The organism is Enterococcus sp. 5B3_DIV0040, assembly GCF_002140755.1.
Lineage (GTDB): Bacteria > Bacillota > Bacilli > Lactobacillales > Enterococcaceae > Enterococcus_D > Enterococcus_D casseliflavus.
Map to the genome: position 1 here is coordinate 1,421,030 of NZ_NGLC01000001.1, position 25,919 is coordinate 1,446,948.

27 protein-coding genes are annotated in these 25,919 nt (G+C 42.8%); 21 read left to right on the top strand and 6 right to left on the bottom strand.

The annotated features are described in order from the left end of the window. The first annotated feature begins 18 nt into the window (after positions 1-18). The 7 genes from A5883_RS06660 (at position 19) to cbpB (ending at position 5,682) form a co-directional block, all read left to right on the top strand. Positions 19-828: a transporter substrate-binding domain-containing protein gene (locus tag A5883_RS06660; protein WP_086299467.1), complete on the top strand. Its 810-nt coding sequence runs from the start codon at positions 19-21 to the stop codon at positions 826-828. 11 nt (positions 829-839) lie between these two features. Further along, positions 840-1,487 (top strand): amino acid ABC transporter permease, encoded by a 648-nt coding sequence (locus tag A5883_RS06665; RefSeq protein ID WP_005226186.1) that lies wholly within the window; start codon positions 840-842, stop codon positions 1,485-1,487. A 17-nt stretch (positions 1,488-1,504) separates the two neighbouring features. After that, entirely contained in the window at positions 1,505-2,161 is a 657-nt protein-coding gene (locus tag A5883_RS06670; RefSeq protein WP_005236107.1) for an amino acid ABC transporter permease, read from the top strand. Between the two features lie 230 nt (positions 2,162-2,391). Beyond that, positions 2,392-3,207: a glutamate racemase gene (racE, locus tag A5883_RS06675; protein ID WP_008381904.1), complete on the top strand. Its 816-nt coding sequence runs from the start codon at positions 2,392-2,394 to the stop codon at positions 3,205-3,207. Then, on the top strand, positions 3,208-4,560 hold the full coding sequence (gene rph / locus A5883_RS06680; RefSeq protein WP_061054088.1) for a ribonuclease PH: 1,353 nt from the start codon (positions 3,208-3,210) through the stop codon (positions 4,558-4,560). Further along, complete coding sequence (locus A5883_RS06685) at positions 4,557-5,069, top strand: metallophosphoesterase (protein ID WP_086299466.1); 513 nt, start codon at positions 4,557-4,559, stop codon at positions 5,067-5,069. The genes rph and A5883_RS06685 overlap by 4 nt, the downstream gene beginning before the upstream one ends. A 109-nt stretch (positions 5,070-5,178) precedes the next feature. Then, positions 5,179-5,682: a cyclic-di-AMP-binding protein CbpB gene (cbpB, locus tag A5883_RS06690; protein WP_005226181.1), complete on the top strand. Its 504-nt coding sequence runs from the start codon at positions 5,179-5,181 to the stop codon at positions 5,680-5,682. 34 nt (positions 5,683-5,716) lie between these two features. On the opposite strand, the gene A5883_RS06695 is transcribed toward cbpB, so the two are convergent. Next, a complete protein-coding gene (locus A5883_RS06695; RefSeq protein WP_005236101.1) occupies positions 5,717-6,634 on the bottom strand; it encodes a mechanosensitive ion channel family protein in 918 nt (305 codons plus the stop codon). Between the two features lie 147 nt (positions 6,635-6,781). Next, the gene (gene fabI, locus A5883_RS06700) at positions 6,782-7,537 is read right to left on the bottom strand and encodes an enoyl-ACP reductase FabI (RefSeq protein ID WP_086299465.1); all 756 of its coding nucleotides are present in this window, start codon (positions 7,535-7,537) and stop codon (positions 6,782-6,784) included. 206 nt (positions 7,538-7,743) lie between these two features. On the opposite strand from fabI, the gene fabZ reads away from it, so the two are divergent. After that, the gene (fabZ, locus tag A5883_RS06705) at positions 7,744-8,184 is read left to right on the top strand and encodes a 3-hydroxyacyl-ACP dehydratase FabZ (RefSeq protein WP_005226178.1); all 441 of its coding nucleotides are present in this window, start codon (positions 7,744-7,746) and stop codon (positions 8,182-8,184) included. Between the two features lie 51 nt (positions 8,185-8,235). On the opposite strand, the gene A5883_RS06710 is transcribed toward fabZ, so the two are convergent. Then, on the bottom strand, positions 8,236-8,985 hold the full coding sequence (locus A5883_RS06710; RefSeq protein ID WP_008381897.1) for a peptidylprolyl isomerase: 750 nt from the start codon (positions 8,983-8,985) through the stop codon (positions 8,236-8,238). 182 nt (positions 8,986-9,167) lie between these two features. On the opposite strand from A5883_RS06710, the gene A5883_RS06715 reads away from it, so the two are divergent. Together A5883_RS06715 and A5883_RS06720 are read left to right on the top strand one after the other, a co-directional pair. Then, the gene (locus A5883_RS06715; protein WP_005236098.1) at positions 9,168-10,259 is read left to right on the top strand and encodes a DUF871 domain-containing protein; all 1,092 of its coding nucleotides are present in this window, start codon (positions 9,168-9,170) and stop codon (positions 10,257-10,259) included. Between the two features lie 177 nt (positions 10,260-10,436). Beyond that, complete coding sequence (locus A5883_RS06720; protein ID WP_086299463.1) at positions 10,437-11,387, top strand: alpha/beta hydrolase; 951 nt, start codon at positions 10,437-10,439, stop codon at positions 11,385-11,387. 50 nt (positions 11,388-11,437) lie between these two features. Here the strand turns inward: A5883_RS06720 and gap are convergent, their stop codons facing one another. Continuing rightward, complete coding sequence (gene gap, locus A5883_RS06725) at positions 11,438-12,448, bottom strand: type I glyceraldehyde-3-phosphate dehydrogenase (RefSeq protein WP_042890377.1); 1,011 nt, start codon at positions 12,446-12,448, stop codon at positions 11,438-11,440. A 249-nt stretch (positions 12,449-12,697) separates the two neighbouring features. Here gap and obgE point away from each other — a divergent pair, with 249 nt between their 5' ends. The 7 genes from obgE to A5883_RS06760 all read left to right on the top strand — a co-directional run bounded on the left by obgE (position 12,698) and on the right by A5883_RS06760 (position 19,990). Continuing rightward, on the top strand, positions 12,698-14,011 hold the full coding sequence (gene obgE, locus A5883_RS06730) for a GTPase ObgE (protein WP_042890376.1): 1,314 nt from the start codon (positions 12,698-12,700) through the stop codon (positions 14,009-14,011). A 180-nt stretch (positions 14,012-14,191) separates the two neighbouring features. Then, on the top strand, positions 14,192-14,767 hold the full coding sequence (locus A5883_RS06735; RefSeq protein ID WP_086299462.1) for a DUF456 domain-containing protein: 576 nt from the start codon (positions 14,192-14,194) through the stop codon (positions 14,765-14,767). 72 nt (positions 14,768-14,839) lie between these two features. Beyond that, positions 14,840-15,796 carry a ribonuclease Z gene (gene rnz / locus A5883_RS06740; RefSeq protein ID WP_008381890.1) on the top strand — a complete coding sequence of 319 codons (957 nt, stop codon included), beginning with the start codon at positions 14,840-14,842 and terminating at the stop codon, positions 15,794-15,796. Beyond that, entirely contained in the window at positions 15,780-16,568 is a 789-nt protein-coding gene (locus A5883_RS06745; protein ID WP_016612306.1) for an SDR family NAD(P)-dependent oxidoreductase, read from the top strand. The genes rnz and A5883_RS06745 overlap by 17 nt, the downstream gene beginning before the upstream one ends. A gap of 12 nt (positions 16,569-16,580) precedes the next feature. Beyond that, positions 16,581-17,018, top strand: a complete 438-nt coding sequence (locus A5883_RS06750) for a lipopolysaccharide assembly protein LapA domain-containing protein (RefSeq protein ID WP_086299461.1) — start codon at positions 16,581-16,583, stop codon at positions 17,016-17,018. 147 nt (positions 17,019-17,165) lie between these two features. Beyond that, positions 17,166-19,466, top strand: a complete 2,301-nt coding sequence (gene recJ, locus A5883_RS06755) for a single-stranded-DNA-specific exonuclease RecJ (protein WP_086299460.1) — start codon at positions 17,166-17,168, stop codon at positions 19,464-19,466. Positions 19,467-19,477: 11 nt separating this feature from the next. Beyond that, positions 19,478-19,990: an adenine phosphoribosyltransferase gene (locus A5883_RS06760; protein ID WP_005226167.1), complete on the top strand. Its 513-nt coding sequence runs from the start codon at positions 19,478-19,480 to the stop codon at positions 19,988-19,990. A 75-nt stretch (positions 19,991-20,065) separates the two neighbouring features. Here the strand turns inward: A5883_RS06760 and A5883_RS06765 are convergent, their stop codons facing one another. Beyond that, positions 20,066-20,278 carry a hypothetical protein gene (locus tag A5883_RS06765; RefSeq protein ID WP_005236082.1) on the bottom strand — a complete coding sequence of 71 codons (213 nt, stop codon included), beginning with the start codon at positions 20,276-20,278 and terminating at the stop codon, positions 20,066-20,068. A gap of 129 nt (positions 20,279-20,407) precedes the next feature. Then, positions 20,408-21,028 carry a transcriptional repressor LexA gene (lexA, locus tag A5883_RS06770; RefSeq protein WP_008381880.1) on the bottom strand — a complete coding sequence of 207 codons (621 nt, stop codon included), beginning with the start codon at positions 21,026-21,028 and terminating at the stop codon, positions 20,408-20,410. Between the two features lie 136 nt (positions 21,029-21,164). Here lexA and A5883_RS06775 point away from each other — a divergent pair, with 136 nt between their 5' ends. From A5883_RS06775 to cysK, 4 genes are all read left to right on the top strand, one after another. After that, complete coding sequence (locus tag A5883_RS06775; RefSeq protein ID WP_005236078.1) at positions 21,165-21,404, top strand: DUF896 family protein; 240 nt, start codon at positions 21,165-21,167, stop codon at positions 21,402-21,404. A 100-nt stretch (positions 21,405-21,504) separates the two neighbouring features. After that, on the top strand, positions 21,505-23,502 hold the full coding sequence (gene tkt / locus A5883_RS06780; RefSeq protein ID WP_086338184.1) for a transketolase: 1,998 nt from the start codon (positions 21,505-21,507) through the stop codon (positions 23,500-23,502). 372 nt (positions 23,503-23,874) lie between these two features. Next, a complete protein-coding gene (locus A5883_RS06785) occupies positions 23,875-24,744 on the top strand; it encodes a glucosaminidase domain-containing protein (RefSeq protein WP_016611726.1) in 870 nt (289 codons plus the stop codon). A gap of 200 nt (positions 24,745-24,944) precedes the next feature. Next, on the top strand, positions 24,945-25,874 hold the full coding sequence (cysK, locus tag A5883_RS06790; RefSeq protein ID WP_005236064.1) for a cysteine synthase A: 930 nt from the start codon (positions 24,945-24,947) through the stop codon (positions 25,872-25,874). Positions 25,875-25,919 lie beyond the last annotated feature (45 nt).

Genomic DNA, 25,919 nt, shown 5'->3' on the forward strand with positions numbered 1-25,919 from the left:
GCAATAGGAGGAACCCTTATGAGAAAGAAAATATTTTCCTTTCTAGTCTTAGCCTTTGCCCTTGTGACTTTCTCAGGTTGTAAAGGACAAAGTGCCGCAGATATCGATATTTTAGAAAACAGCAAAGAGACGAATCAGATCGTTTGGGGCGTAAAAAACGATACCCGTCTTTTTGGATTGATGGATATCGCGACTAGAGAAGTACGGGGATTCGATATTGATATCGCTCGTGCAATCACTGAGAAAATTTTAGGTCGTGATGGCAATGCCATCTTTGTTGAAGTTACCTCAAAAACCCGGATTCCTCTTTTGAAAAACGGCAACATCGATGCAATCATCGCCACGATGACTATCACGGAAGAACGTAAAAAACAGGTCGATTTTTCCGATGTCTACTTTGATGCAGGTCAATCTTTATTAGTTGCCAAAGACAGTCTTATTCAAGGGATCGAAGATTTGACCGCAGACACCACTGTATTGGTCGTTAAAGGCTCTACCTCAGCTGTGAACATCCGTGAAGCAGCACCAGAAGCGCAAATTTTAGAACTTGAGAATTATGCGGAAGCCTTTACTGCTTTACAATCTGGTCAAGGGGATGCTATGACCACGGATAATGCGATCTTATTAGGGATGGCGAGTGAAAATCCCAATTACCATTTAGTTGGCGAAACTTTTACAGAAGAACCTTATGGGATTGCCATCAATAAAGGACAAAAGCCGTTTCTTGATGCAGTGAATCAAGCCTTGCGGGAAATGCGTGAAGATGGAACCTATGATGAGATATACAACAAGTGGTTCCCTGAAGACGAATCAGGAAAAGTAGAGTAGGAGGAAACTGAATGGTTGAATTATTTCAAACGTATACCGGTCAGTTTATTGAAGGCTTTAAATACACAGTCATGGCGAGTTTGATCGCACTGTTTTTTAGTCTTTTGATCGGAACCTTAATGGCAATTTTTCAGTTGTCAGACAATCGCCTCATCAAAGGGATTGCCAAAGCGTATGTTGAGTTTTTTAGAAATATTCCCTTATTGATCATCGTGATGTTCTTTTATGTCGTTGTGCCAATGTATTGGGTTTCTTTTGACGGTTTTCAAGCGGGAACGATTGGCTTAACGATCTATACATCGGCATTTATCGCTGAGACGATCCGGTCAGGGATTCAAACGGTTCCTAAAGGCCAGATGGAAGCTTCCTTGTCTTCTGGTTTTACGTACAGCCAAGCGATGCGTTACATTATTTTGCCTCAGGCTTTTAAGATCGTCGTACCGCCGTTAGGCAATCAATTTATCAATCTTGTTAAAAACTCATCAATTTTGGCGATGGTCGCAGGATTAGATATTATGTATCAAGGGGATTTGATCGCAAGTGAGACCTTCAATACATTCGATACGTATATCATTGTTGGTCTTTTCTATTTGATCATTACCCTACCATTGTCTTATTTGATGGTTTACTTGGAACGGCGTTGGGCTGTCCGCTCATAGAAAGGAGCTAACGAACTATGGATTTTTTTGAAGCTTTTTCAGCGATTAACATTCGCTTCTTGATCGATGGCTTGCGGGTAACAGTTGAAGTGTCGATCCTATCGATTTTATTTAGCTTTATTATCGGAGGGATCGCCGGCATTTTGCGCTTCAGCTCGATCCCGGTCTTTTCTAAAGTATTAGGTGTCGTGATCGATGTTATTCGTAACTTGCCTTTGCTCTTGATCATCTTTTTCACTTACTTTGCATTGCCGCAGATCGGTATCCGCTTTAATATTTTTTGGTCAGCGGTTGTGGCGTTGACGATTTTTGAATCAGCGATGCTCTCTGAAATCTTTCGTGCTGGTTTGAATGCTGTGCCAAAAGGGCAGATGGAAGCTGGTTTGTCAACAGGGCTAAGCTATGTCGAAGTATTGCGGAGTATCGTCGTGCCACAGGCATTTAAAGCGATGTTGCCAGCGATCGTCAGTCAGTTGATCTCTTTGATCAAAGATACGTCATTAGCCGTGATTATTTCTTTACCAGAGCTGACTCATCATGCTCGAATCATTTATGGTCAAAATACAAACTATGTTTTGCCTATGTTTTTGGCAATGACTGTTTTATACTTTTTGGTTTGTTATGCATTGTCATTGCTTTCTGGCTTTTTGGAAAAACGTCAGTACGATTACTAAAAAGAATAATCGACAAAAACATCCCCACGATCGGTCTTTTACCCATGCAAGTGCAACTTGTGGGTTGTGAGCCAATCGTTGGGGCTTTTTTCTTTTTGACCGTTTCGTATTTTTTGGGAAAGCTTTTTTAGCAAACGAAAGGAATACTTGAAAAATAGACAAAAAAAGTCCAAAATGAATAAGAGAGAAAAACGCACCAAACTCTTTTTTTCATGTAAAGGATGGAAACTATGACAAACAACAGACCAATTGGTTTTATCGATTCTGGTGTTGGTGGGTTGACGGTCGTCAAAGAAGCAATCAAGCAATTACCCAACGAATCGATTCTTTATCTGGGAGATACAGCCAGATGCCCGTATGGTCCGAGACCTGCTGAGCAAGTTATCGCGTATACGTGGCAAATGACCCGTTTTTTATTAGAAAAAAACATTAAAATGTTGGTGATCGCTTGTAATACAGCGACAGCGGTCGCCCTTGAAGAAATCAAAGAAAAACTAGCGATCCCGGTGATTGGCGTGATCCTGCCCGGTAGTCGAGCAGCAGTCAAAGCAAGCAAAAACCAGCGAATCGGTGTCATCGGAACAAATGGAACGATCAAAAGCGACTCTTACAAGCGCGCTCTTCATGGCAAAGCGCCCCATGCGTCAGTCGTCAGTTTGGCTTGCCCAAAGTTTGTGCCGATCGTAGAAAGCAAACAATACCATAGCTCGGTCGCCAAGAAAATCGTGGCAGAAACGTTGCGTCCATTGAAAAACAAGCGGTTAGATACAGTGATTCTGGGCTGTACTCATTATCCTTTATTGCGCCCTTTGATCCAAAATGAATTAGGCGCCCATATCCAGCTGATTGATTCAGGGGCAGAAACGGTGGGGGAAGTCAGTACCTTGTTGGACTATTTTTCCATTGCAGCAACGAGTCAGGACGATCCGCATCCGCAACATGCATTTTTTACTACTGGTTCACCGAAAATATTTGATGAGATTGCCAATGATTGGCTTGATTTAGACACGATCTCATCGATTCACACTGATTTAGGAGGCTTTTAAATGCGACATGATGGCAGAAAAGAAACAATGTTAAGACCAGTCAACATTCAAACCAACGTCTACAAACACCCCGAAGGATCGGTTGTGATCTCTTTTGGTGACACAACCGTGATTTGTTCGGCAACGATTGAAGATCGGGTCCCTCCGTTTTTACGAGATACGGGAAAAGGCTGGGTCACAGCCGAATACAGTATGCTCCCACGAGCGACCAACACTCGTAATCGTCGAGAAAGTGCCAAAGGCAAGCTTTCTGGTCGTACGATGGAGATCCAACGGCTGATCGCTCGTTCCTTACGAGCCGTAGTCGATTTAGAAAAATTAGGGGAACGTAGTATCGTCGTCGATTGTGATGTCGTCCAAGCGGATGGCGGTACCAGAACAGCCAGTATTACCGGCGCTTTTGTCGCGTTGCGTTTAGCTATCGATACCTTGTTGCGTGACAAAGCATTGACGGAAGATCCAATCAAGGAGCATTTGGCAGCAATTAGTGTCGGGATCTTACCAGATGGTACCTGTGTGACTGATCTCGATTATCAAGAAGATTCTTCAGCTGCTGTTGACATGAATTTGGTGATGACGGAATCTGGTCGATTTGTCGAATTGCAAGGAACTGGGGAAGAAGCAACCTTTGATGGCCAGCAGTTGAATGAGATGCTGATCTACGGAAAAACAGCTATCGAAGAATTGATTGCCTATCAAAAAGAGGCACTGTTTTTACCAGATGAACCCCCTTATGAGATTCCCGAAAAAACGATTGTCATTGCTACAGGCAATCCAGGAAAAGCCAAGGAGTTTAAAGCCGTATTTGGCGCAGCAGGTTACGATGTCCGCACCTTAAAAGACTATCCTTCCTTGCCAGATGTTGAAGAAACCGGCACCACCTTTGAAGAAAATGCCCGCCTTAAAGCGGAAACCATCGCCAGAATTTTGGGAAGACCGGTGTTAGCTGATGACTCAGGACTGAAAGTCGATGCATTAGGGGGTCGACCAGGGGTGTACTCTGCTCGATTTGCTGGTGAGCAAAAAAGTGACGCTGCCAATAATGCAAAATTACTTTACGAATTGACGGATGTCGAAGATGACAAGCGCAGTGCTCAATTTCACTGTACGTTAGTTTTCGCAGCGCCAGGAAAAGATAGTTTGGTGGTTGAAGCTCAATGGCCGGGAAGAATCGGCCGTATCCCTCGTGGAGAAAATGGGTTCGGTTACGATCCATTGTTTATTCCTGATGGTTCAGAGCAAAGCGCAGCCCAAATGAGTCAAGAAGAAAAGAACCGAGTGAGCCACCGTGGTCTAGCAATCAAAAAGCTGCAGGAACAGTGGCAGGAGTGGTTAGAAGGAGAAAATGTATGAAATATTTAGTTGTCAGTGACAATCATTCAGATCGTGAGATTCTTGATGATCTTAAAAATGAATTCGAAAATCAAGTCGATTTATTCCTGCACTGTGGGGACTCCGAACTACCTGACACAGACCCTTTGTGGGATACTTTTCAAGTCGTTTGCGGCAATTGCGATTATGGCGGTGGTTTTCCCAATGAGCGTATCATCAAAACGCCGCTGGACACCATCTATATGACTCATGGCCACTTAGCAGATGTCCGTTTTGGTGTAACGAAATTAGGGCTGCAAGCGCAACAAGCCGATGCCTCGGTCGCACTGTTTGGTCACACGCATCAAATTGCTTGTGAGAAAGTCGGGAATCGACTTTTCCTGAATCCCGGCAGTATTTCCCAACCGCGAGGGCAAATTCAAATCAAAAGCTTTGCGATTATCGAAAGTACGCCAGAACAATGGGCAATCCAATACTATGATCGTTCCTTTCATAAAGTCCCTGAGCTAGCTTTTGTTTTCACACGCTAAGTAAGCGGAATCAAAAAGTAAAAATTTCATTATAATTTTGCAGGTTTCTACTTTCTATTCTCATTTTCAAGTAAAATAGAAGAGTAGCTGTGAAATGGAGGCAATTAGATTGATAGGACAGACCGTAGAAAAAATATTACTCGAGAACCAAGAAAATTTCTTGGTGCCGGCAGAAAATGTGGCATCGGTATTTTATAACCACCCTTTGAGTCACGCATTGCTTGTTTTATCAAAAGTGGGCTATTCAAAGATCCCTGTACTAGATAGTGAGGACCATTTAGTCGGCTTAATCAGCCTCTCAAACATCGTAGAACGCATGATGGATCTCACTGGCTTCAGTATGGAAAATATTGAAGGGCTGACTGTGGCAGATGTCATGGAAGTCAATGTGAATTGCATCAAAGAAAACGATGAGTTGGAAAGTATGCTGCATTTGTTAGTAGATCAAGCATTCTTGCCGATCGTTGATGATGACAATGTCTTTGTTGGGATTATCACCCGCAAAGAGATTTTAAAATCCGTCAATCATTTGGCGCACGAAATTGAAAGACGCTATTTGCTGATTTCTAAAGAAGATGCCCCAAAGATGACAGATGAACTGCATGTGGTATAGAAAAAAGGTTATCCCAGCTTCGGGATAACCTTTTTTAAATACCGACGATCGGCGCATTGGGGATCGTATAGCCTTTGGCAGTTAAAGCATCGATCGATGCGGCCAAAAATTCCTCTTTGATTTTCCATTGCGTACCGTTGGTCACATACATGGTCGTACGAATTGCAAAGTTGTTGTTCCCCAGATCCACTAAACCGAAGACCGTAGGGGCCGTTTGAATCTCTTCTTCATGCTGCTGAGCAATCTGTTCATTGACTTCTTCAATGATGGCACGTATTTCATCTAAGCCTTCAGATGGTAAGATTCGTACGTCGACCACGACTTGCATATTGGCTCTTGATGTATTACTGATGGTCGTGATGTTACGATTTGGGATATAATGAACGGTTCCATCAACGGATTTTAATTGAACAGTCCGAATACCGACTGCCGTCACCGTACCTTCAAGCGTCAGATTGGTCAAGCGGACGTAATCACCAACATTGATTTGTTGCTCGGTAATAATAAAGAAGCCAGTAATCAAGTCGTTCATAAAACCTTGGGCGCCTAAACCAAGGGCGACACCGACGACTCCGGCACCGGCTAGTAGCGAGCCTACAGGTACGCCGATGGTTGAAAGGAGTGCATAGACAAAAAAGAAGCCTAATGTGTAATGAACCGTATTGCGGATCAGGGTATGGATCGTGTTGATTCGACTCACATTGAAACTGGCTTTTTTTTCATAGGAACGATAGATCCGATCGATGATCATATTGCTTATTTTCAATAAAATACCGAATAGGATACATAAAAAAAGCAACATCAATGCTTTTTGAATCAGTAGGCCAATGATCGATTCCCAGTCGATGGACGCCCACCATTTTTGCAATGCATTGAGCTGAGCAGCTGCTGGTTCAGTAATGCTGGAACCACTTGAATCGGTCGTGCTAGCTGCGAGTAGCAGTTGTTTCATAAAATCCCTCCAAGTCTTACTGCATCTATTTTAACGAAGATAAAATAGAAATGCAAAGGAGGTTTTCTGAAATACCTGTTTTTTTCAGAAAAAGCCTGCTCAGCCAACGGGTAGGCAAATAGCAGACTTTTCTATGACAATTATTGATTAAGATAAATGAACGCCTTTATCAACAAAAATCACTTCGCCGACAATCCCGCTTGATAAAGGACTGATCAAGAAGGCACAAGCATTGCCGACTTCTTCGATCGTTACACCAATATGATCTGGTGTTCGATCCTCTGACAATTGGATCAGTTTTTGATAGTCTTTTACACCAGTTACTGCCAGCGTCTTGATGGCGCCAGCTGAAATCGCATTGACACGGATCTTTTGCGGTGAAAGTTCGGCAGCTAAATAGCGAACACTTGATTCCAAAGCAGCTTTCGCAATACCCATCATGTTGTAGTTTGGTACTGCCCGTTCGGCACCTAAGTAGGAAAGGGTAACGATTCCAGCATTTTCAGCTAAGATTGGTTTGGCATATTTAGTGACGGCAATCAATGAATAACTGCTGATGTCTTGCGCCAAAGCATAACCGTCACGAGAAATATTCAAAATGTCGCCAGAAAGATCTTCTTTATTAGCATAAGCGACGGCATGGACGACACCATGGATCTCTCCAGCATATTCTTTGATTGTATCAAAGGCGGCAGCAATGCTTTCGTCATTAGCGACGTCACACTCCACTACAAATTCATCAGATTCCAATAAGCGCTCTAAAGGCTTCTTCATGCGGTCGTTTTGATACGTGTAGATCACTTCGGCTCCTTGTGCTTTTAATGCTTGTGCACAGCCCCAAGCGATACTGCGTTTGTTGGCAACGCCCATGACGACAACTTTTTTACCGGTTAAAAAACTCATAATTCCACTCCTTAATAAATTCAACAATAATAAAATACGTATAATGACAAATAGTAAATCAAACTATCTTGATTTCTAATTATTAAGCATAATTGTTTGATTGTCAAACTATTTTTTTCTTAATAAATATTTAGTTGCGAATTCCGCTGAACTATGATACTTTGATAATCAAACTATAATAAATTCTTAAGCAAGGAAGGGAAACCATGAAAAAACTATTGACTGAAACAGAAGTCATGGATTTGATTCCAAATCGCTACCCAATTATATATATTGATTATGTCGATGAAATCGAGTCTGGCAAAAAGATTATCGCAACGAAAAATGTTACTATCAACGAAGACTTTTTCCAAGGTCATTTTCCGGGAAATCCAGTAATGCCGGGTGCCTTGATTTTAGAAACATTGGCACAAGCAGGATCGATCCTGATCTTGAAATCCGAGGAATTCCAAGGTAGAACGGCGTATATCGGCGGCATCAACAAAGCCAAATTCCGTCAAAAAGTTGTTCCGGGAGATACTATGAAACTTGTTTTTGAGATCACCAAAATCAAAGGCTCCGTTGGAACTGCTGATGCGGTAGCGACAGTGGATGGCAAAAAAGCTGCTGAGTGCGAATTTACCTTTATCGTAGGCGACCAAAAGTAAAAGAAAACCGCTGAAATTCCCGAGTATCGGAGACTTCAGCGGTTTTTTTATTTATTCTTTGGCTTCTTGTAAGACCTTGATCGTTTCGATCTTCACTGGCTCAACCGGTTGAGAATTCTCACCATTGCCAGAGTCTTGGGTTTCTGCTTGCGCAATTTTATCTACGACATCCATGCCTTCGATCACTTGACCAAAAACGGTATAGCTACCGTCCAATTGTGGTGTTCCACCATTTTTGTAGGCTTCGATGATTTTTTCAGGATAGTGTTGGATCGCTAGACCGTCGGATACGTCTTGATCATTTTGAACGATGTAGAATTGACTGCCTTGGCTGTTTGGCGCACTTGATTTTGCCATTGCCAATGCGCCTCGCAAGTGATAAAGCTGGTTCGAGTATTCTTCGCCGAATCCTTCGCCCCATATGCTTTCTCCGCCAGTGCCATCACCATTAGGGTCGCCCCCTTGGATCATAAACTCTTCTACGACACGATGGAAAGTCAAGCCGTCATAATAACCATCTTTGGCATGGGTCAAAAAGTTTTCGACTGCTTTGGGTGCAATCTCTGGGAAAAGTTTGATTTTGATCGAGCCTTCCTCCGTCACCATTTCAACTAAAGCTTCATTCTCTTGCACATCCGTTGATAATTGCGGCAATTCCAGGGCATTCAAGTCAACGGATTCTGAGGTCGACGTGCTTTCTGCCGAATTGCTTGATGAGGGATCGGTGGTACTTGAACCTGTACAAGCAGCTAATAATAAAAGGCTAGCAGCTGCTGTCAGTGTGAATAGGATTTTTTTCATTCTTTCATTCCTTCCAGTTTTCTTAATGATAATCATAACAAAAAAGAGACATAGAAGAAAGCGCAGATTTTGTGGAATGAGAAAGAAACAGGCGGAAAGGTGTAGACCACTTTTTAGATGTTTGCTATAATGAAAGAGGATTCATTATAATAAACGGATAGAATTTACAGGAGGTTTTTTTGATGGGAAAATTAGGGATATCGATTTATCCAGAGCGCTCAACGTTTGAAAAGGACAAAGCGTATTTAGACTTGGCACACAAATACGGCTTTAAACGGGTATTTACCAGTTTGCTGCAAATCAACGATGACAAAGAAAAAGTCTTGGCAGACTTTAAACAAGTCGTGGATTATGCCAATCAGTTAGGAATGGAAGTCATGGTAGATATCAATCCTGGTTTATTCGAACAGCTAGGTATTTCTTATGATGATTTATCCTTCTTTGATGAGATGGGCGCTTACGGTGTTCGGTTAGATATTGGTTTTACTGGTTCAGAAGAAGCCAAAATGACGCGTAATCCTTACGGGATTAAAATCGAAATCAATATGAGCAGTGGTACGAGCTACGTGGATAACATCATGAGTTATTCACCTAATACTGAAAATTTACTCGGCTCGCATAACTTCTATCCTCATCGCTATTCAGGGTTGGGCTACGACCATTTCGTTTTTTGTTCGGAAAAATTCCGCAAATACAATTTAAATACGATGGCTTTCGTGAATTCTCACGAAGCTGATTTCGGTCCATGGCCAACACAAGATGGTTTATGCTCTTTGGAAGATCATCGTGATCTGCCACTAGCTACGCAAGTCAAACATTTAGTGTTGACGGGTTTGATCGATGATATCTCTGTTGGAAATGCCTATGCTTCAGAAGCAGAATTGGCAGCAATGGCTGAAGCGTTTCACGCGGATTATCCGACATTAAGAGTCGATGTCGTTGACGGAATCACTGAAGATGAACGAATTTGTCTCTTCGATAATCTGCACAGCTATCGAGGAGATCGTTCGGAATACATCTTGCGTTCAACGATGACGCGGATCTATTATAAAGACAAGGAATTTCCACCTCATGATACCCGTGATATGGTAAGAGGGGATGTCTTGATCGATAATGCTGGCTATGGACAATACAAAGGGGAGACGCAAATCGCCTTGAAAGCAATGAAAAATGATGGTCGAGTCAATGTCGTTGGTAAGATCGCTGATGAGGAACTATTCTTATTAGAATTTTTGAAACCTTGGTCAAGTTTTAAATTGGTCGAAAATAACTAATTACCACGAAAATCAGCCATTGCCAACAAAGATTGTTGGCAATGGTTTTCTTTTTGGGCGCTTGCGATTGACAAACATGGGCAAAAAACGGTAATTTAAGTAGTGGGTTCTTTCCTTGAGGAATGACGAAACCATAATAATATTATGTAAACTATATAACAAGAGGACGTGACAAGTGTGAAATTGCGCTGGAAGATTGCCATCGGAGTGGCTGTATTAGCGATTGCGGGGTTAGGATATGCTGGAAATTATTTTTATGATTATGCGGTGGTTCCTTCAGAAAAAGATTTTTTGGAAGGAGATACCCCGGGGACTGATGAAAATCAGACGGGAAATGAATCGCAAAATTGGTTTACAGATCCAACAAATCGTGAGATGTGGCAGCTAACTTCTGAAGATGATTTAAAATTATCCGCCATTTATCTACCGGCGGAGGAGAAGAATCGCGGGAAAACGGCGATCATCGCGCATGGCTATATGGGGAACGCAGAAACGATGGCGGACTACGCTAAGATGTATCATGATTTAGGCTATAATGTCTTGGTTCCAGACGCTCGAGGGCATGGTCAAAGCGAAGGAGATTATATTGGTTTTGGGTGGCACGAACGTAAGGATTATTTGCAATGGATCGATGAGGTACTCGCAAAAAATGGTTCTGAAGAAACGATCACTTTGTATGGCATCAGTATGGGGGCTGCCACGGTAATGATGACCAGTGGGGAAGACTTGCCGAAAAATGTCACTTCTATTATTGAAGATTGTGGGTATACCAACGTCAATGAAGAATTGGGTTATCAACTCGATCAATTGTTTGGTCTACCGGCCTTTCCATTGATGAATGTCACTAGTCTTGTCACAAAAATCCGAGCGGGGTATTTCTTCGGTGAAGCAGATGCAGTCAAACAACTGCAAAGGAATACGCGTCCGATCTTTTTTATCCATGGCGATGCGGATACGTTTGTTCCTTATTCGATGCTGGATATTTTGTATAACGCGACCGATGCACCAAAAGAAAAGTGGGTTGTTTCAGGTGCCGAGCATGCGAAAAGCTACAAAACAGATCCAGACCTTTATAAAGAAAACATTGCAGCTTTTTTGGACAAATACGATCATCCAGCAAGTGAATAAAAAAGTGCCGGTTCTAAAAAAGAACCGGCACTTTTTGCTTGACCTTTAGCTTATAAACGAGCAAATTCTTCTAGCAAGCGAATCATTTGGCAAGTAAAGCCGTATTCATTATCATACCAAGCGACGGTTTTCACCAGTTGGAAATCGCCAGCAGTGGTTACTTCTGTTTGTGTCGGATCAAAGATAGACCCTTGAGTGGTACCAATCACATCTCCAGAGACGATTTCACGGTCATCGTAACCGAATGACGGATTATCGACGGTGTGTTTTCTGATCGCTTCATTGACTTCATCGGCGGTTACTTTGGTTTTCAAAATTGAGACTAACTCTGTTAAAGAACCATCGACGACCGGAACCCGTTGGGCGTGGCCTTGTAATTTGCCATTTAATTCTGGGATAACCAAACCGATTGCTTTGGCGGCACCCGTTGAGTGAGGGATCGTGTTGTCAGCAGCGGAACGAGCGGCTCTTAAGTTTCCGCCTTTTACAGGACCATCCAATAGCATTTGAGTAGAAGTATACGCATGAACCGTCGTCATCGTACCAACTTCGATCCCGAATTCCTCATTTAAAAAGTAGGCCATTGGAGCTAAGCAGTTGGTCGTACAAGAACCTGCGGATATGATAGTATCATCCGGTGTTAACGTGTCTGAGTTGACATTGTAAACGATCGTTTTCATATTACCAGCTGGTGCGGAGATAACGACTCGTTTGACACCTGCATCAAGATGGGCCTGGGCTTTTTCTGCGGAAGTGTAAAAACCCGTACATTCTAATACGATATCGACGCCATTTTCTTTTGCCCAGGGGATTTTGCTTGCGTCTGGTTCAGCGTACACTCGGGTCTCTTTGCCATCGACAACGATAGCATTATCCGTTGCAGTAACAGTTCCAGGGTACGTGCCGTGGGTCGAGTCAAATTGCAATAGATGTGCTAACATTACGGGGCTTGTTAAATCATTGATTGCCACAACTTCAATATCGGCAGAAACTTCTCTGATCCTACGAAAAGCTAAACGTCCAATTCGTCCAAAACCATTGATTCCAACTTTTACTGTCATTTCTTGTTTCCTCCTTTGATTGTGTACTGGTACACTTAAAAGTTTGCTACGATTTCCTGTGACTGTCAAAGAATAACCCTTAAGAATTCGCGATTTCTTACGGAAACCCATGAGAAAAGATAGACAAAAGGCGTTTCGGTCGTTACAATAAAATAGACTTTCTTATTAGAGAAATAGTAACCACTTAAAGTGAGATAACTGATAATCAAAAAGTATAGAAGGTAGTAAAAAAAGAATGGAGGACAAATAATGTCCATGTTTTTAGATCAAGTGACAATCGATGTCAAAGCAGGAAAAGGCGGCGACGGGATGGTTGCTTTTCGCCGAGAGAAATATGTCCCAGACGGCGGACCCGCAGGTGGGGACGGGGGACGTGGCGGTGATGTCATTTTAGTCGTAGACGAAGGTTTGCGTACATTAATGGATTTCCGCTTTAATCGTCATTTTAAAGCGCAACCCGGGGAAAATGGTATGAGTAAAGGAATGCACGGCCGTGGCTCAGATGATACTTACATCAAAGTACCCCAAGGCACCACCGTTCGTGATGCTGAAACAGGTGCCTTATTAGGTGATTTGATTGAGCAAGGTCAAACATTAGTAATCGCAAAAGGCGGGCGGGGCGGCCGTGGGAACATTCGGTTTGCTTCTCCAAAAAATCCAGCCCCAGAATTAGCAGAGAACGGAGAACCCGGTCAAGAAAGAAAGATCGAGCTCGAACTAAAAGTCTTAGCAGATGTTGGTTTAGTTGGTTTCCCTTCAGTTGGGAAGTCAACATTACTCTCTGTGATTTCGTCTGCTCGTCCAAAAATCGGCGCGTATCATTTTACAACACTGGTACCAAATTTAGGCATGGTAACGACCACTGATGGTCGTAGTTTTGCAGTAGCCGATCTGCCTGGCTTGATCGAAGGTGCTTCGCAAGGTGTTGGTTTAGGGACTCAGTTTTTACGTCATATCGAACGGACGCGGGTTATTTTACATGTGATCGATATGAGCGGCATGGAAGGGCGCGATCCATATGAAGACTATTTATCCATCAACAATGAATTGTCGACCCATAACTTGCGCTTACTAGAACGCCCACAGATCATCGTTGCCAATAAGATGGATATGCCGGATGCTGAAGAAAACCTAGCCCTTTTCAAAGAGCAGCTGGCAAAAGAAAAAACGGATGAGTTCGCGGATGAACCAATGATTTTCCCAATCTCTGGTGTCACTCGTAAGGGAATCGATGCCTTGCTGAATGCGACAGCGGATCTATTGGAAGTCACTCCTGAGTTCCTCTTGTACGATGAAGAAATCGAAGAAGATGTGGTTCATTACGGCTTCCAATCGGATGAACCGGAGTTTGCAATCGATCGCGATCCTGATGCAACTTGGATCTTGAGCGGTGAGAAAATCGAAAAACTATTCCAAATGACGAACTTTGATCACGATGAGACTGTAATGCGTTTTGCTCGTCAATTACGTGGATTGGGTGTCGATGAAGCATTGCGTGCGAGAGGTGCCAAAGACGGTGATATTGTGCGTATCGGTAATTTTGAATTTGAGTTTGTCGAATAAGCGTTTAAAAGAACATCATTTTTTTAAAAAAATCCTTCATAGTTGAATTGGTTTTGACTGCCGATCATTGATTTTCTCTAAGAAATCAATGATCGGCAGTCTTTTTGGTTTCTTTTTTCATTTAAATGATTTACTGTTAAAATAAAGAAAAAAACAAATAAACCAAAGGGAGCGATTTTTATGTCAAAACGAGTCATTGTAATGAACTTTGATGCTAGTGCCAAAGCGTATCAAGCCTTTTCTGAAGTGAAACGGATGCATATGGAACGAAAGATCAAAGGAGAGCAAATGGCGGTTCTTACCCATACCAATGAAGGCGTACATCAATTTAAAGTCGAGGATTTTCTTGATTTTACTGGAAACAATAAGACATCAACTGGTGGTTTGATCGGGATGCTCGTTGGTGTGTTAGGTGGGCCTTTGGGAATCATGCTGGGCTGGTTTGGCGGTAGTATGATCGGTGCTACTCGTGACGCAAAAGAGATCCAAAATGCGCAAATGCTCTTCGAACACGTCGGAAACCAAATTGGTGTAGGCGATACGGGGTTATTATTGATTGCCGATGAAGAGGACAATCGTCCTTTGAACCAACAGATCATGAATGAATTAGGCGGTGACATCACTCGTTTTGACTACGATGATGTCGAGGCAGAGATCGAGACGGCCAAAAAAGTCGAAGAATCCACCAAGGCACGTGTTCAAGAGGATTGGAAAAATTCCCATAACGATGAATCCGATAGCCAATCCGAGAAATAAAAACCGCAAGCTTCAATTGCAACTTGATTTCTTTTCCGCTAAAATTGGAAAGAGATGAAAGGAAAGAAGCTTATGGAATTAGAATTTTTAGGAACAGGTGCTGGAGTGCCTGCGAAACATCGAAATGTGACCAGCACTGCGTTACGATTATTAGATGAACGCAATGCCGTTTGGCTTTTTGATTGTGGCGAAGGGACACAAATGCAGATCTTGCATTCTACGATTAGACCGAGAAAGATTGAAAAAATCTTTATTACCCATCTTCATGGTGATCATATTTATGGATTGCCAGGATTGATCAGCAGCCGCTCCTTTCAAGGCGGAGACACACCTCTAGAGATTTATGGACCCAAGGGGATCAAAGCATACATTCAAACCGTTTTGCGGATTTCTCAGACGAAAGTCAGCTATCCATTGCATTTTTTTGAGATTGAAGAAGAAGGGATTCTTTTTAAAGATCAGCAATTTGAAGTATCTTGTCTGCGCCTTGATCACGGGATTGATAGTTTTGGCTATCGTATTGTCGAAGCAAGCCATCAAGGGGAGTTGCAAGTGCAAGCATTGCTTGAACTTGGGCTGAAACCTGGTCCTGTCTTCGGACGTTTGAAAAAAGGTGAAGTAGTTACCCTCGATGATGGTCGTCAAATCAATGGGGCTGATTTTTTAGGTCAAGCCAAAAAAGGACGGATCGTGACAATATTAGGTGACACCCGTAAATGTCAAAACGCCGTGCTTTTAGCGAAAGATGCGGATGTTTTGGTACATGAAAGTACCTTCAACAAAGAAGAAGCCAAGTTGGCTCGCGCTTATTTTCATTCGACGACGCGACAAGCTGCTGAAGTTGCCCAAGAAGCTCACGCCAAGCGTTTGCTATTGACCCATATCAGCGCGCGCTATGTTGGCAAAGATATTACAAATTTAGTAAATGAAGCAAAAGAAGTATTTCCGAATACGTTGATCGTCAAAGATTTTGATGTTGTCGAGATCCCTTTTGCCGGAGAGGAAGAATCAGATGAACTTGGAGAATAAAGTTGTCGTTGTAACAGGAGGTTCTGCCGGACTTGGAGAACAAATCTGTTATGAAGCCGCAAAACGTGGTGCGATCGTCGTGACTTGTGCCCGGAGGACGAATTTGATTGGGAAAGTCAAAGAGCAATGTATGGAATTAAGCGGCAAAGAAGCGTATGCGTTTCAATTGGACGTAGCAAATCCTGAAAGCGTGGAGCGCTTATTAGAAAAAATTAGTGAGAAAGTCGGAAAGATCGATGTCTTTGTCAATAATGCTGGCTATGGGATCTTTCAAGAGTTTACAGAGATGGATCCTGCGGTCATCCGTAATATGTTTGAAGTCAATGTACTTGGGATGATGGTTTTGACTCAGCAAGTTGCGATTCAAATGGCTGAACAAAAGCATGGTCATATCATAAACGTTGCTTCAATTGCGGGTAAGATCGCTACGCCGAAGACCGCAGTTTACTCTGCAACGAAATTTGCTGTACTTGGTTTTTCTAACGCCTTACGTTTAGAACTAAAACCACTGGGGATCAACGTAACAACGGTCAACCCAGGGCCGATCGAAACGGCATTCTTTGACCAAGCAGATCCTAGCGGTAGTTACTTATCATCGGTGGGCAGCCTTGTCCTTGAACCAAACAAATTGGCACAAACGATCGTCAAAGCCATGATTCATCCAAAACGAGAAATCAATCGCCCACATATTTTAGGGGCGGCAGCAAAACTGTATACACTGTTTCCTGCAATCGGGGATTATATGGCAGGAACGATGTTCAACAAAAAATAGGAGTTGAAACCCATGAAAAATCAATGGCGTGTTATCGTTGGTATTTTACTGATTTTAGTGATCGTTTTATTTGCGGTTGCAAACAATATGACTGTTCCGATCAATTTTGGCTTCACAACGATTCAATCGCCACTGATCTTAGTCATTATTGGTTCTGCTTTGTTAGGCGCATTGATTTTGTTGCTGGTTTCCACAAGTGCAATGTTCCGTCAAAAAAAAGAACTAAAACAATTGAGAAAAGAGCTCTCGGATTATCGCACGAATAACGAGAAAGTTCTGCAAGATGAACGAGAAGCCTTGGAACGAGAATATACCAACAAGCAGGCGGAGTTAGCAGCTAGGCAGCAACAACTCGACGATCAAGAAGCGCAACTTTCGTCACGTGCTGCAGGCGCCTCAACGCCGCCAACGATTGATGAAGAAATGAAGTCTTTTGAATCGCAAGCCTAGAATACATGAGAGCAATTAAGAAAAGAGTTTGCCGGCGCATCGTTCGCTGCAAGCTCTTTTTTGTGATATGAAAAAATAAATTGTTTCTTTCGTTGTTTTTCCTTTTTACATAAACTTTGCTATAATAACCTAGTTAGGAGTGATTTGGTGAAACGTGCAAATTTTCATTGGGTGCGACCGCAAGATAGCGAAGCTACCCCTGTATTTAAAGAATTGATCCAAGCAAGAAAGATTCCTGAGCGCATCGGCGCGTTGCTATGGCAAAGAAATATTCGAACAGCAGAAGCGCTAGACGCTTTTTTATCAACGGATCTGCAATACCTTCATGATCCGTTTCTCTTTCATGATATGGATAAGGCCGTGGAACGGATCCATGAAGCCATTTTAAATGGTGAGCGGATCTTGATTTATGGCGACTATGACGCAGATGGGATTACGAGCACCACCGTATTAAAAGAAACACTGGAGTTGCTAGGGACTGAAGCTGAATATTATCTGCCCAATCGCTTTTCAGATGGGTATGGTCCCAACATAACTGTCTATCAAGATAAAATTGCGGCAGGGACTCAATTGATCATCACCGTTGATAATGGGGTATCTGGACATGAGGCAATTGCTTATGCTCAAGGGCAAGGGGTCGATGTGATCGTGACGGATCACCATGAACTTCCTGCAGAACTCCCAGAAGCCTTTGCCATCGTTCATCCCCGTCACCCTGAAGGAAACTATCCGTTTGGTGATTTAGCGGGAGTCGGTGTCGCATTTAAAGTGGCTTGTGCCCTATTAGAAGAAGTGCCCGTCGAACTGCTGGACCTTGTTGCAATTGGGACGATTGCTGATATGGTTTCTTTGACAGATGAGAATCGACTACTAGTCAGCAATGGCCTGAAAATGATCCAACAAACTGATCGGCTTGGTTTGAATGAGTTGTTGACGGTCAGTGGATTGAAAAAACGAACAGTCAACGAAATCGATATTGGTTTTGCTGTTGGCCCCCGCCTCAATGCAATTGGTCGGTTGGAAGATCCTAATCCTGCTGTTCGTTTGTTAACCACATTTGATGAAGAAGAAGCAGTAACCTTAGCCAAGACATTAGATACGATCAATCAGCAGCGAAAAACTTTCGTTGAAGAAATCATGAAAGAAGCGCAAGAAAAAATCGACCCTGCCAATCATGTTCATCTGGTCGTAGGTGATAACTGGCACGAAGGGGTTTTAGGAATCGTAGCTGGACGTATCATGCAAAGTACCGGACAGCCCGTGATTGTTTTGACCAAAAAAGAAAATGGGTTAGCAAAAGGGTCAGGTAGAAGTGTCGCTGCGTTGAATCTATTTGAAATGTTGGCTACGATGAAAGACATGTTTACCAGTTTTGGTGGTCATCATGCGGCGGTTGGCTTAAGTATCCCGATTGATCATTTGGACATGCTACAAGCTCAGATGAATCGCTATGTGGAAGAAAATGGAATTGATCTTAGTCAGGGAATCCCCTTAGCGATCGATGAGGAACTGCCATTGGCGGAAGTATCGATCAACTTTATTGAGTCTTTAAACGTTTTAGCGCCTTTCGGAACGGACAATCCGTTACCGAAATTTCTGTTTTCCAATTTATCGACTCAAAATGCCCGCCAGATTGGTACCGAAAACCAGCACTTGAAGTTAGTGATGACAGATGAGTCCAATCTACAGCTAGATGTGATTGGCTTTGGTTTTGGAAAAGACTCAGTAGAGTTTGAAAATGATCGACTATCGATCGTCGGTCAGCTTTCAATCAATGAATGGAATGGCAACAAAAAACCGCAGCTGATGTTGGATGACTTTGCAGTGGAAGGGCTGCAGTTGTTTGATTATCGTTCGAAAAGGAGTCGGCAAGGTGTCTCTCTGGGAAATGAAACATTAGGGGTCGTTTTCAATAAGAAACTGCCTCGAGAGCTGCAAGGATTTTGTGGACAAACGATCTTATTCGACTCGGTGGCTGCTGTGAAAGATACATTTTGTGCTGGTCCGTTCCAAGAGATCGCGTTTTTAGATTGTCCTGCTGATATTGCTGTGATCAAAGAGGTCGTTCAAGCGCTTCATGCTTCAAGAATTGCGTTTGTGTTTTACTCGACGGAAGATGCCTATTTAGACGGGGTAGGAACCAGAGAGCAATATGGTCGGCTTTTTCAATTGATCAAGCAGCAGCCTCGTTTGGATATTCGCTACAAATTAAAGATGGTCGCTAACTATCTAAAAATTCCAGAAAAATTACTTATTTTTATGATTCAGGTGTTTTCTGAGCTGGAATTTGTTACAATACAAGATGGTGTTTTGAATAAAACGGCTGATCCTGTTTCTCGTCCGCTGACAGAGAGTCATTTGTATCAGCAACGACAAAAAATGATCAAAACAGAAGAATTTTTATTAATGAGTGATTTATCAACCCTACGTCAGTGGTTGACAGTCTAGGAGGAAAAAAAATGGATTTAAAAGAGTATATTGCTAGTATTCCGGATTATCCCCAAGAGGGAATTATTTTTCGGGACATCTCGCCGCTAATGGCTGATGGAGAAGCGTATCGTTATGCGACACAGCAGATCGTTGAGTATGCACAAGAAAAAGGCATCGATATGGTGGTAGGACCAGAAGCCCGCGGATTTATCGTTGGTTGCCCAGTTGCGTACCAGTTAGGTGTCGGCTTTGCCCCAGTACGTAAAAAAGGCAAATTGCCACGGGAAACCATTGAAGCAGAGTATGAAAAAGAGTATGGCGTGGATGTTTTGACGTTGCATGCCGATGCTATCAAACCAGGACAACGTGTCTTGATTTGTGACGATCTACTAGCAACTGGCGGAACGATCAAAGCAACGATTGAACTCGTAGAAAAACTAGGCGGTATCGTTGTGGGCTGTGCCTTTTTGATCGAACTAATGGATTTACATGGAAGAGATAAAATCCAAGGTGTTGAAATCAAGACGTTAATGGAATACTAAAAAAGAAGAAACAAAAAAGGACTCGCAGGAGTCCTTTTTTGTTTCTTCTGCCTTATGGCGTATGTAGGGGAAGGATCATGGTTCGTAACGATAAAAATCATGATCGTGATAATAATGGCGGTTACGTTTGCGCTCTGCTTGGCGGAATTTCTTTTCATCCCATAGCATGAACCAAAGCATCATTAGAGGACAAAAAATCAGAACAGCACTTAGAACGCCAAAATAGCCAATAACAATACCCATCAATAAAACCCATAACATAAAACCAAATCGACGAACTGCTTTCATCTCATTCACTCCTTAAATAATACGAACTTATGTTTGTATACTTATTATACGAATGTTTGTTCGGTTTGTAAAGAGGAAAGAAAAAAAATCTTCGTAAAAACGAAGATTTCCTAGTCAGCTCGTTGAGCATCAAAGCAGATGTCGATACAACCCAACAACCAATCCTAAAATCGTTACGTCAGGCAAAATGATTGGTTCTAAGTAATCATTTTCCGGTTGTAAACGAATGTAATTCTTTTCTTTATAGAATCGTTTGCAAGTAGCTTCATCTTCATCTGTCATAGCGATCACAATATCACCATTTTGCGCACTTTGTTGTTTGCGAACGATCACTTGATCGCCGTCAAGGATGCCAGCATTGATCATACTTTCTCCTCGGATCGTCAACATAAACAAACTACCGGTACTATTTGCTAAATCTGGCGGAATTGGAAAGAAATCGGATGCATCTTCCACTGCTAAAATCGGTTCTCCCGCAGTTACGACACCAAGCATCGGAATGGATGCTGGCTGAACATCGATTTTTTCAAGACCGGAAGAAGTTAATTCAATGGCTCTGGGTTTTGTAGGATCTCGCAAGATCAACCCCTTTTTTTCAAGTCGGGACAAATGGCCATGAACAGTTGAGGTAGAAGATAACTGAACGGCTTCGCCAATTTCGCGAACAGTCGGCGGATAGCCTTTTTCAGTGACACGGGTATGAATGAACTTAAGAATTTCGATTTGTCGATTTTCTGTTCGTTTTGCCAAAACTGACACCTTCTTTCATTTGATAACATTAGTGTACCATAGGTATATCGAATATTCAAACAAATGTTCGCTTTTTACACTATTGTTTTTATTCGCTAGTTTGTAGTAAAATCAAGAGGGAAAAGGAGGAACGAATATGCTATCTCAAGAAAAATTAGCTCGAATCAATGAACTTGCCAACAAGAAAAAAACAGAGGGTTTGACTGAGGCAGAAACGAACGAACAAAAAGTTCTACGTGACGAGTATTTAACCGCCTTTCGTGGAGGAATGCGTCACCATATCGAAGGAATGAAGATCGTTGATCCTGAAGGTGCTGATGTGACACCAGAGAAATTAAAAGAGATTCAAAAGAAAAAAGGTCTCCACGGCAGATAATTGTGAATTCCTTTTCATTGCTATTGAAATAAGCATCTGAATCACGTATAATAAAAGATGTAATAAAGGTAAAAAAAACCTAAATTAGGAGGAACTACCATTGTTTGATAAAATCGATCAATTAGGAGTGAACACCCTTCGTACATTAAGTATCGAAGCCGTACAAAAAGCCAATTCAGGACATCCAGGATTACCGATGGGGGCAGCACCCATGGCCTATGCCTTGTGGACCAAACACTTGAAAGTCAATCCAACGACTTCTCGCAACTGGGTGGATCGTGACCGTTTTGTTTTGTCTGCTGGACACGGTTCGGCGTTATTGTACAGCTTGTTGCATGTGTCTGGTTACGATGTGACCATTGAGGATCTAAAAAACTTCCGTCAATGGGATAGCCGCACGCCAGGACATCCAGAAGTCGATCACACAGACGGCGTGGAAGCAACCACTGGACCTTTAGGACAAGGGATCGCCATGGCAGTCGGTATGGCAATGGCCGAAGCCCACTTGGCTGCAACCTACAATCGCGACAAGTATCAAGTCATCGATCACTATACCTATGCCTTATGTGGCGATGGGGATTTGATGGAAGGTGTTTCGCAAGAAGCTGCATCCATGGCGGGTCACATGAAATTAGATAAACTGATCGTCTTGTACGATTCAAATGACATTTCCCTAGATGGTCCGACTTCAAAAGCCTTTACAGAAAATGTCGGTGCGCGTTTTGAAGCGTATGGCTGGCAACACATTCTCGTTGAAGACGGCAATGATTTAGAAGCAATCTCAAAAGCGATCGACGAAGCAAAAGCTGAAAGCGACAAACCAACCTTGATCGAAATCAAGACTGTGATCGGATACGGTGCGCCAAATCAAGGCACCTCTGCCGTTCATGGTGCGCCGATCGGTGCCGAAGGCATTTCTGCAGCTAAAGCGATTTATGGTTGGGAATACCCAGAATTTACCGTACCTGAAGAAGTTGCCGCGCGCTTCAAAGAAACCATGATCGATGAAGGGCAAAAAGCTGAAGCCGCTTGGAACGAAACCTTCCGTGCCTATGAAGCAGCCTACCCAGAACTTGCTGCGCAATTCAAACAAGCCTTTGCGGGTGAATTGCCAGCAGATTGGGATGCAACATTACCAAGCTACGAAGTTGGCAGCTCACAAGCTAGTCGGGTTTCTAGCAAAGAGATGATCCAAGCCTTATCCAAAGCCGTCCCTAGTCTCTGGGGTGGATCGGCTGACCTTTCTGGCTCCAACAACACGATGGTGGCAGCAGAAAAAGACTTTGAACCTGGCCAATACGAAGGCCGCAACATTTGGTTTGGTGTCCGAGAATTTGCGATGGCGGCAGCCATGAACGGCATCCAATTGCATGGCGGTACCCGAATCTATGGCGGGACCTTCTTCGTCTTCGTTGATTACTTGCGTCCAGCGGTGCGCTTGTCTGCGATCCAGCATGCACCTGTGATCTATGTCTTGACACATGACTCCGTGGCGGTTGGGGAAGATGGACCGACCCACGAGCCAATCGAGCAATTAGCTAGCGTCCGTTGCATGCCAAATGTCCAAGTGATTCGTCCAGCAGACGGCAACGAAACCCGTGCTGCTTGGAAACTGGCTATGACAACAACGGATAAACCAACGGTCTTAGTCTTAAGCCGACAAAATCTACCAGTGATCGAAGGCACGCAAACCGGTGCGGATGAAAATGTCGCAAAAGGTGGTTACGTGATTTCAAAACAAGCTGGTGAAACACCAGCGGGTATTTTGATCGCCACAGGTTCTGAAGTGAATCTTGCGGTCCAAGCACAAGCTAAATTGGCAGAAGAAGGCATCGATGTATCGGTGGTCTCCTTACCAAGCTTTGATTTGTTTGAAGCACAAAGCTCAGAATACAAAGAAAGCGTCTTGCCAAAAGCAGTGAAGAAACGGGTAGCGATTGAAGCGGCTTCCCCATTTGGTTGGGAACGTTACACCGGTTGCCATGGAAAAGTGATCGCGATCGATCACTTCGGTGCATCAGCACCTGGCGACAAAGTATTAGCAGAATTCGGCTTTAGTGTTGAAAATGTTGTGAATACTTTTAAATCAATCGATTAATTGATCGACAATCAATCAAAGCTAGCACGTTCGAGAATCTTTTCGATTTTCGAGCGTGTTTTTTTCGAGTACTGCTCACTCTGAAAGTGCCAGAGTGACTTATTTAAGGTAGTAGTGGCTAAGATTTCTGAAAAATGGTTTCACCACAAGATATAGACTTTTTTAAATAGTAAGAGAGAAGCAATACAACCCCATTCTAATAGTTTTTTTAAAAACTTCTCAGTGATTAACAAACTGAGAGGGATGTCCAGGAAGTTTTTTAAAAGTCTTTTGTCGGGTCGGAAGTGAACATTGTTTGCACTGCTAGGCATTTTTCCGTATAATAGCTGTATTGATTTATTTGAAAAAACGTACAGTTACTGGAGGAAAAAGATGGGAAGTTATCAAACAAGAAGTGAAAGACATCATCAACCAAAGAAGACGATGAAAAGACCTAGTAAAAAGGCGGTGGTCTCTTTGATGGGTGCAGGAATGATGTTAGCGCCAATGACGGTCACTTTCGTTCCTCAACAGGTACAAGCTGCTGAGAATCAATATGCGACGCAGGACATCTCAGGGTTCATCGAACAAATTGGCTGGTCAGCACAAGATGTTGCTGCCAACAATGATCTATATGCTTCTGTGATGATCGCTCAAGCGATTTTGGAAAGCGGCTATGGTTCTTCCGCATTATCCAATGCCCCCTATTACAATTTATTTGGGGTCAAAGGCAGTTACAACGGACAAAGTGTGTATATGCCTACCCAAGAGTATTTGAATGGTCAGTGGGTAGAGATGAATGAACCGTTTCGTCAATATAACTCTTATTGGGAATCGTTTCAGGATCATGCGAACGTCTTGCGAAGTACAAGTTTCGCGACAGGGACTGCTCATTACAGTGGTGTCTGGAAAAGCCAAACAACCTCATTTTATGATGCAACGAATTACTTGACGGGACGTTATGCTACCGATCCAGGTTACGCACAAAAACTGAACTGGTTGATCGAAACCTATCAGCTTACACGGTTCGATACAGGAACGACACAAAATACAGCCTGGACAAACACAACTAGCACAACGACCAGCGAAACAACGACGACCACGTATTCAGGTAGTACATCTTCAGCACAGAGCTATCAAGTTGCTTCTGGGGATACGCTTTGGGATATCGCCAACCGATTTGGCACAACCGTTGATGCGTTGATGGCATCGAATGGATTATCCAGTGAGATCATCGTTATCGGACAAGAGTTGATCGTATAAGTAAGTTAAAAACCTTAAGATGGATTGCTACAATTGCAGCCAATCTTAAGGTTTTTTTGACGTGGCAATCAAACTCTGGTCAGTGGAAATAGAACAAAGTATAAAACTATATGAAAAAAAATTTGAAATTGCTTACTTTTTATTCGCAACTCCGAGGTATTTTAGGTAGAATGGAAGAATAAGAACGGGAGGGATTTTCAATGACAAAAATCTATCAATCGGTCAATGAATTAGTTGGTCATACGCCAATCGTCAAATTAAATCATATCGTAGAAGAAGGTTCTGCTGATGTGTATGTGAAATTAGAGTTTTTCAATCCTGGGGGTAGCGTAAAGGATAGAATTGCTTTAGCCATGATTGAAAAAGCCGAAAAAAGCGGCTTATTGAAAGCCGGCGATACGATTATCGAGCCAACCTCAGGAAATACGGGGATCGGTTTAGCCATGATCGGTACGGCAAAAGGCTATCGGGTTGTGTTGGTTATGCCAGAAACGATGAGTATCGAAAGACGGAAAATCGTACAAGCTTATGGTGCAGAGTTGATTTTGACGCCTGGGTCTGAAGGGATCACAGGATCCATTAACAAAGCAAAAGAATTAGCGGAGCAAGACGGCTACTATATGCCATTACAATTTGAAAATCCAGCTAACCCAGAAATTCATGAAAAAACGACAGGAAAAGAAATTGAGGATGCATTTGAATCAAAAGGTTTAGATGCTTTTGTCGCTGGAATCGGCACTGGTGGAACGATCACTGGAGCGGGCAAAGAACTGAAGCGCGTCTATCCTAATTTGAAAATAGTTGGTGTTGAGCCTGCTGAATCTGCGATTTTAGAAGGTGGTAAGCCAGGACCGCATAAGATTCAAGGGATCGGTACTGGATTTGTCCCTAAAGTATTAGATACCGAAATTTATGATCAAGTCATTGCAATTGCCAGTGACGATGCGATGAAAACTGCACGGCAAGTTGGGATGAAAGAAGGGATTTTAGTTGGAATCTCTTCAGGGGCTGCGATCCAAGCTGCTTTACAGGTAGCAAAAGAACTAGGCAAAGGCAAAAAAGTTTTAGCAATCGTGCCTGACAATGGCGAACGTTATTTGTCCACAGCACTGTATCAGTTTGAAGACTAACAATCGAGAGAAAGCAGGCATTGAAATGTCTGCTTTTCTTTCTCG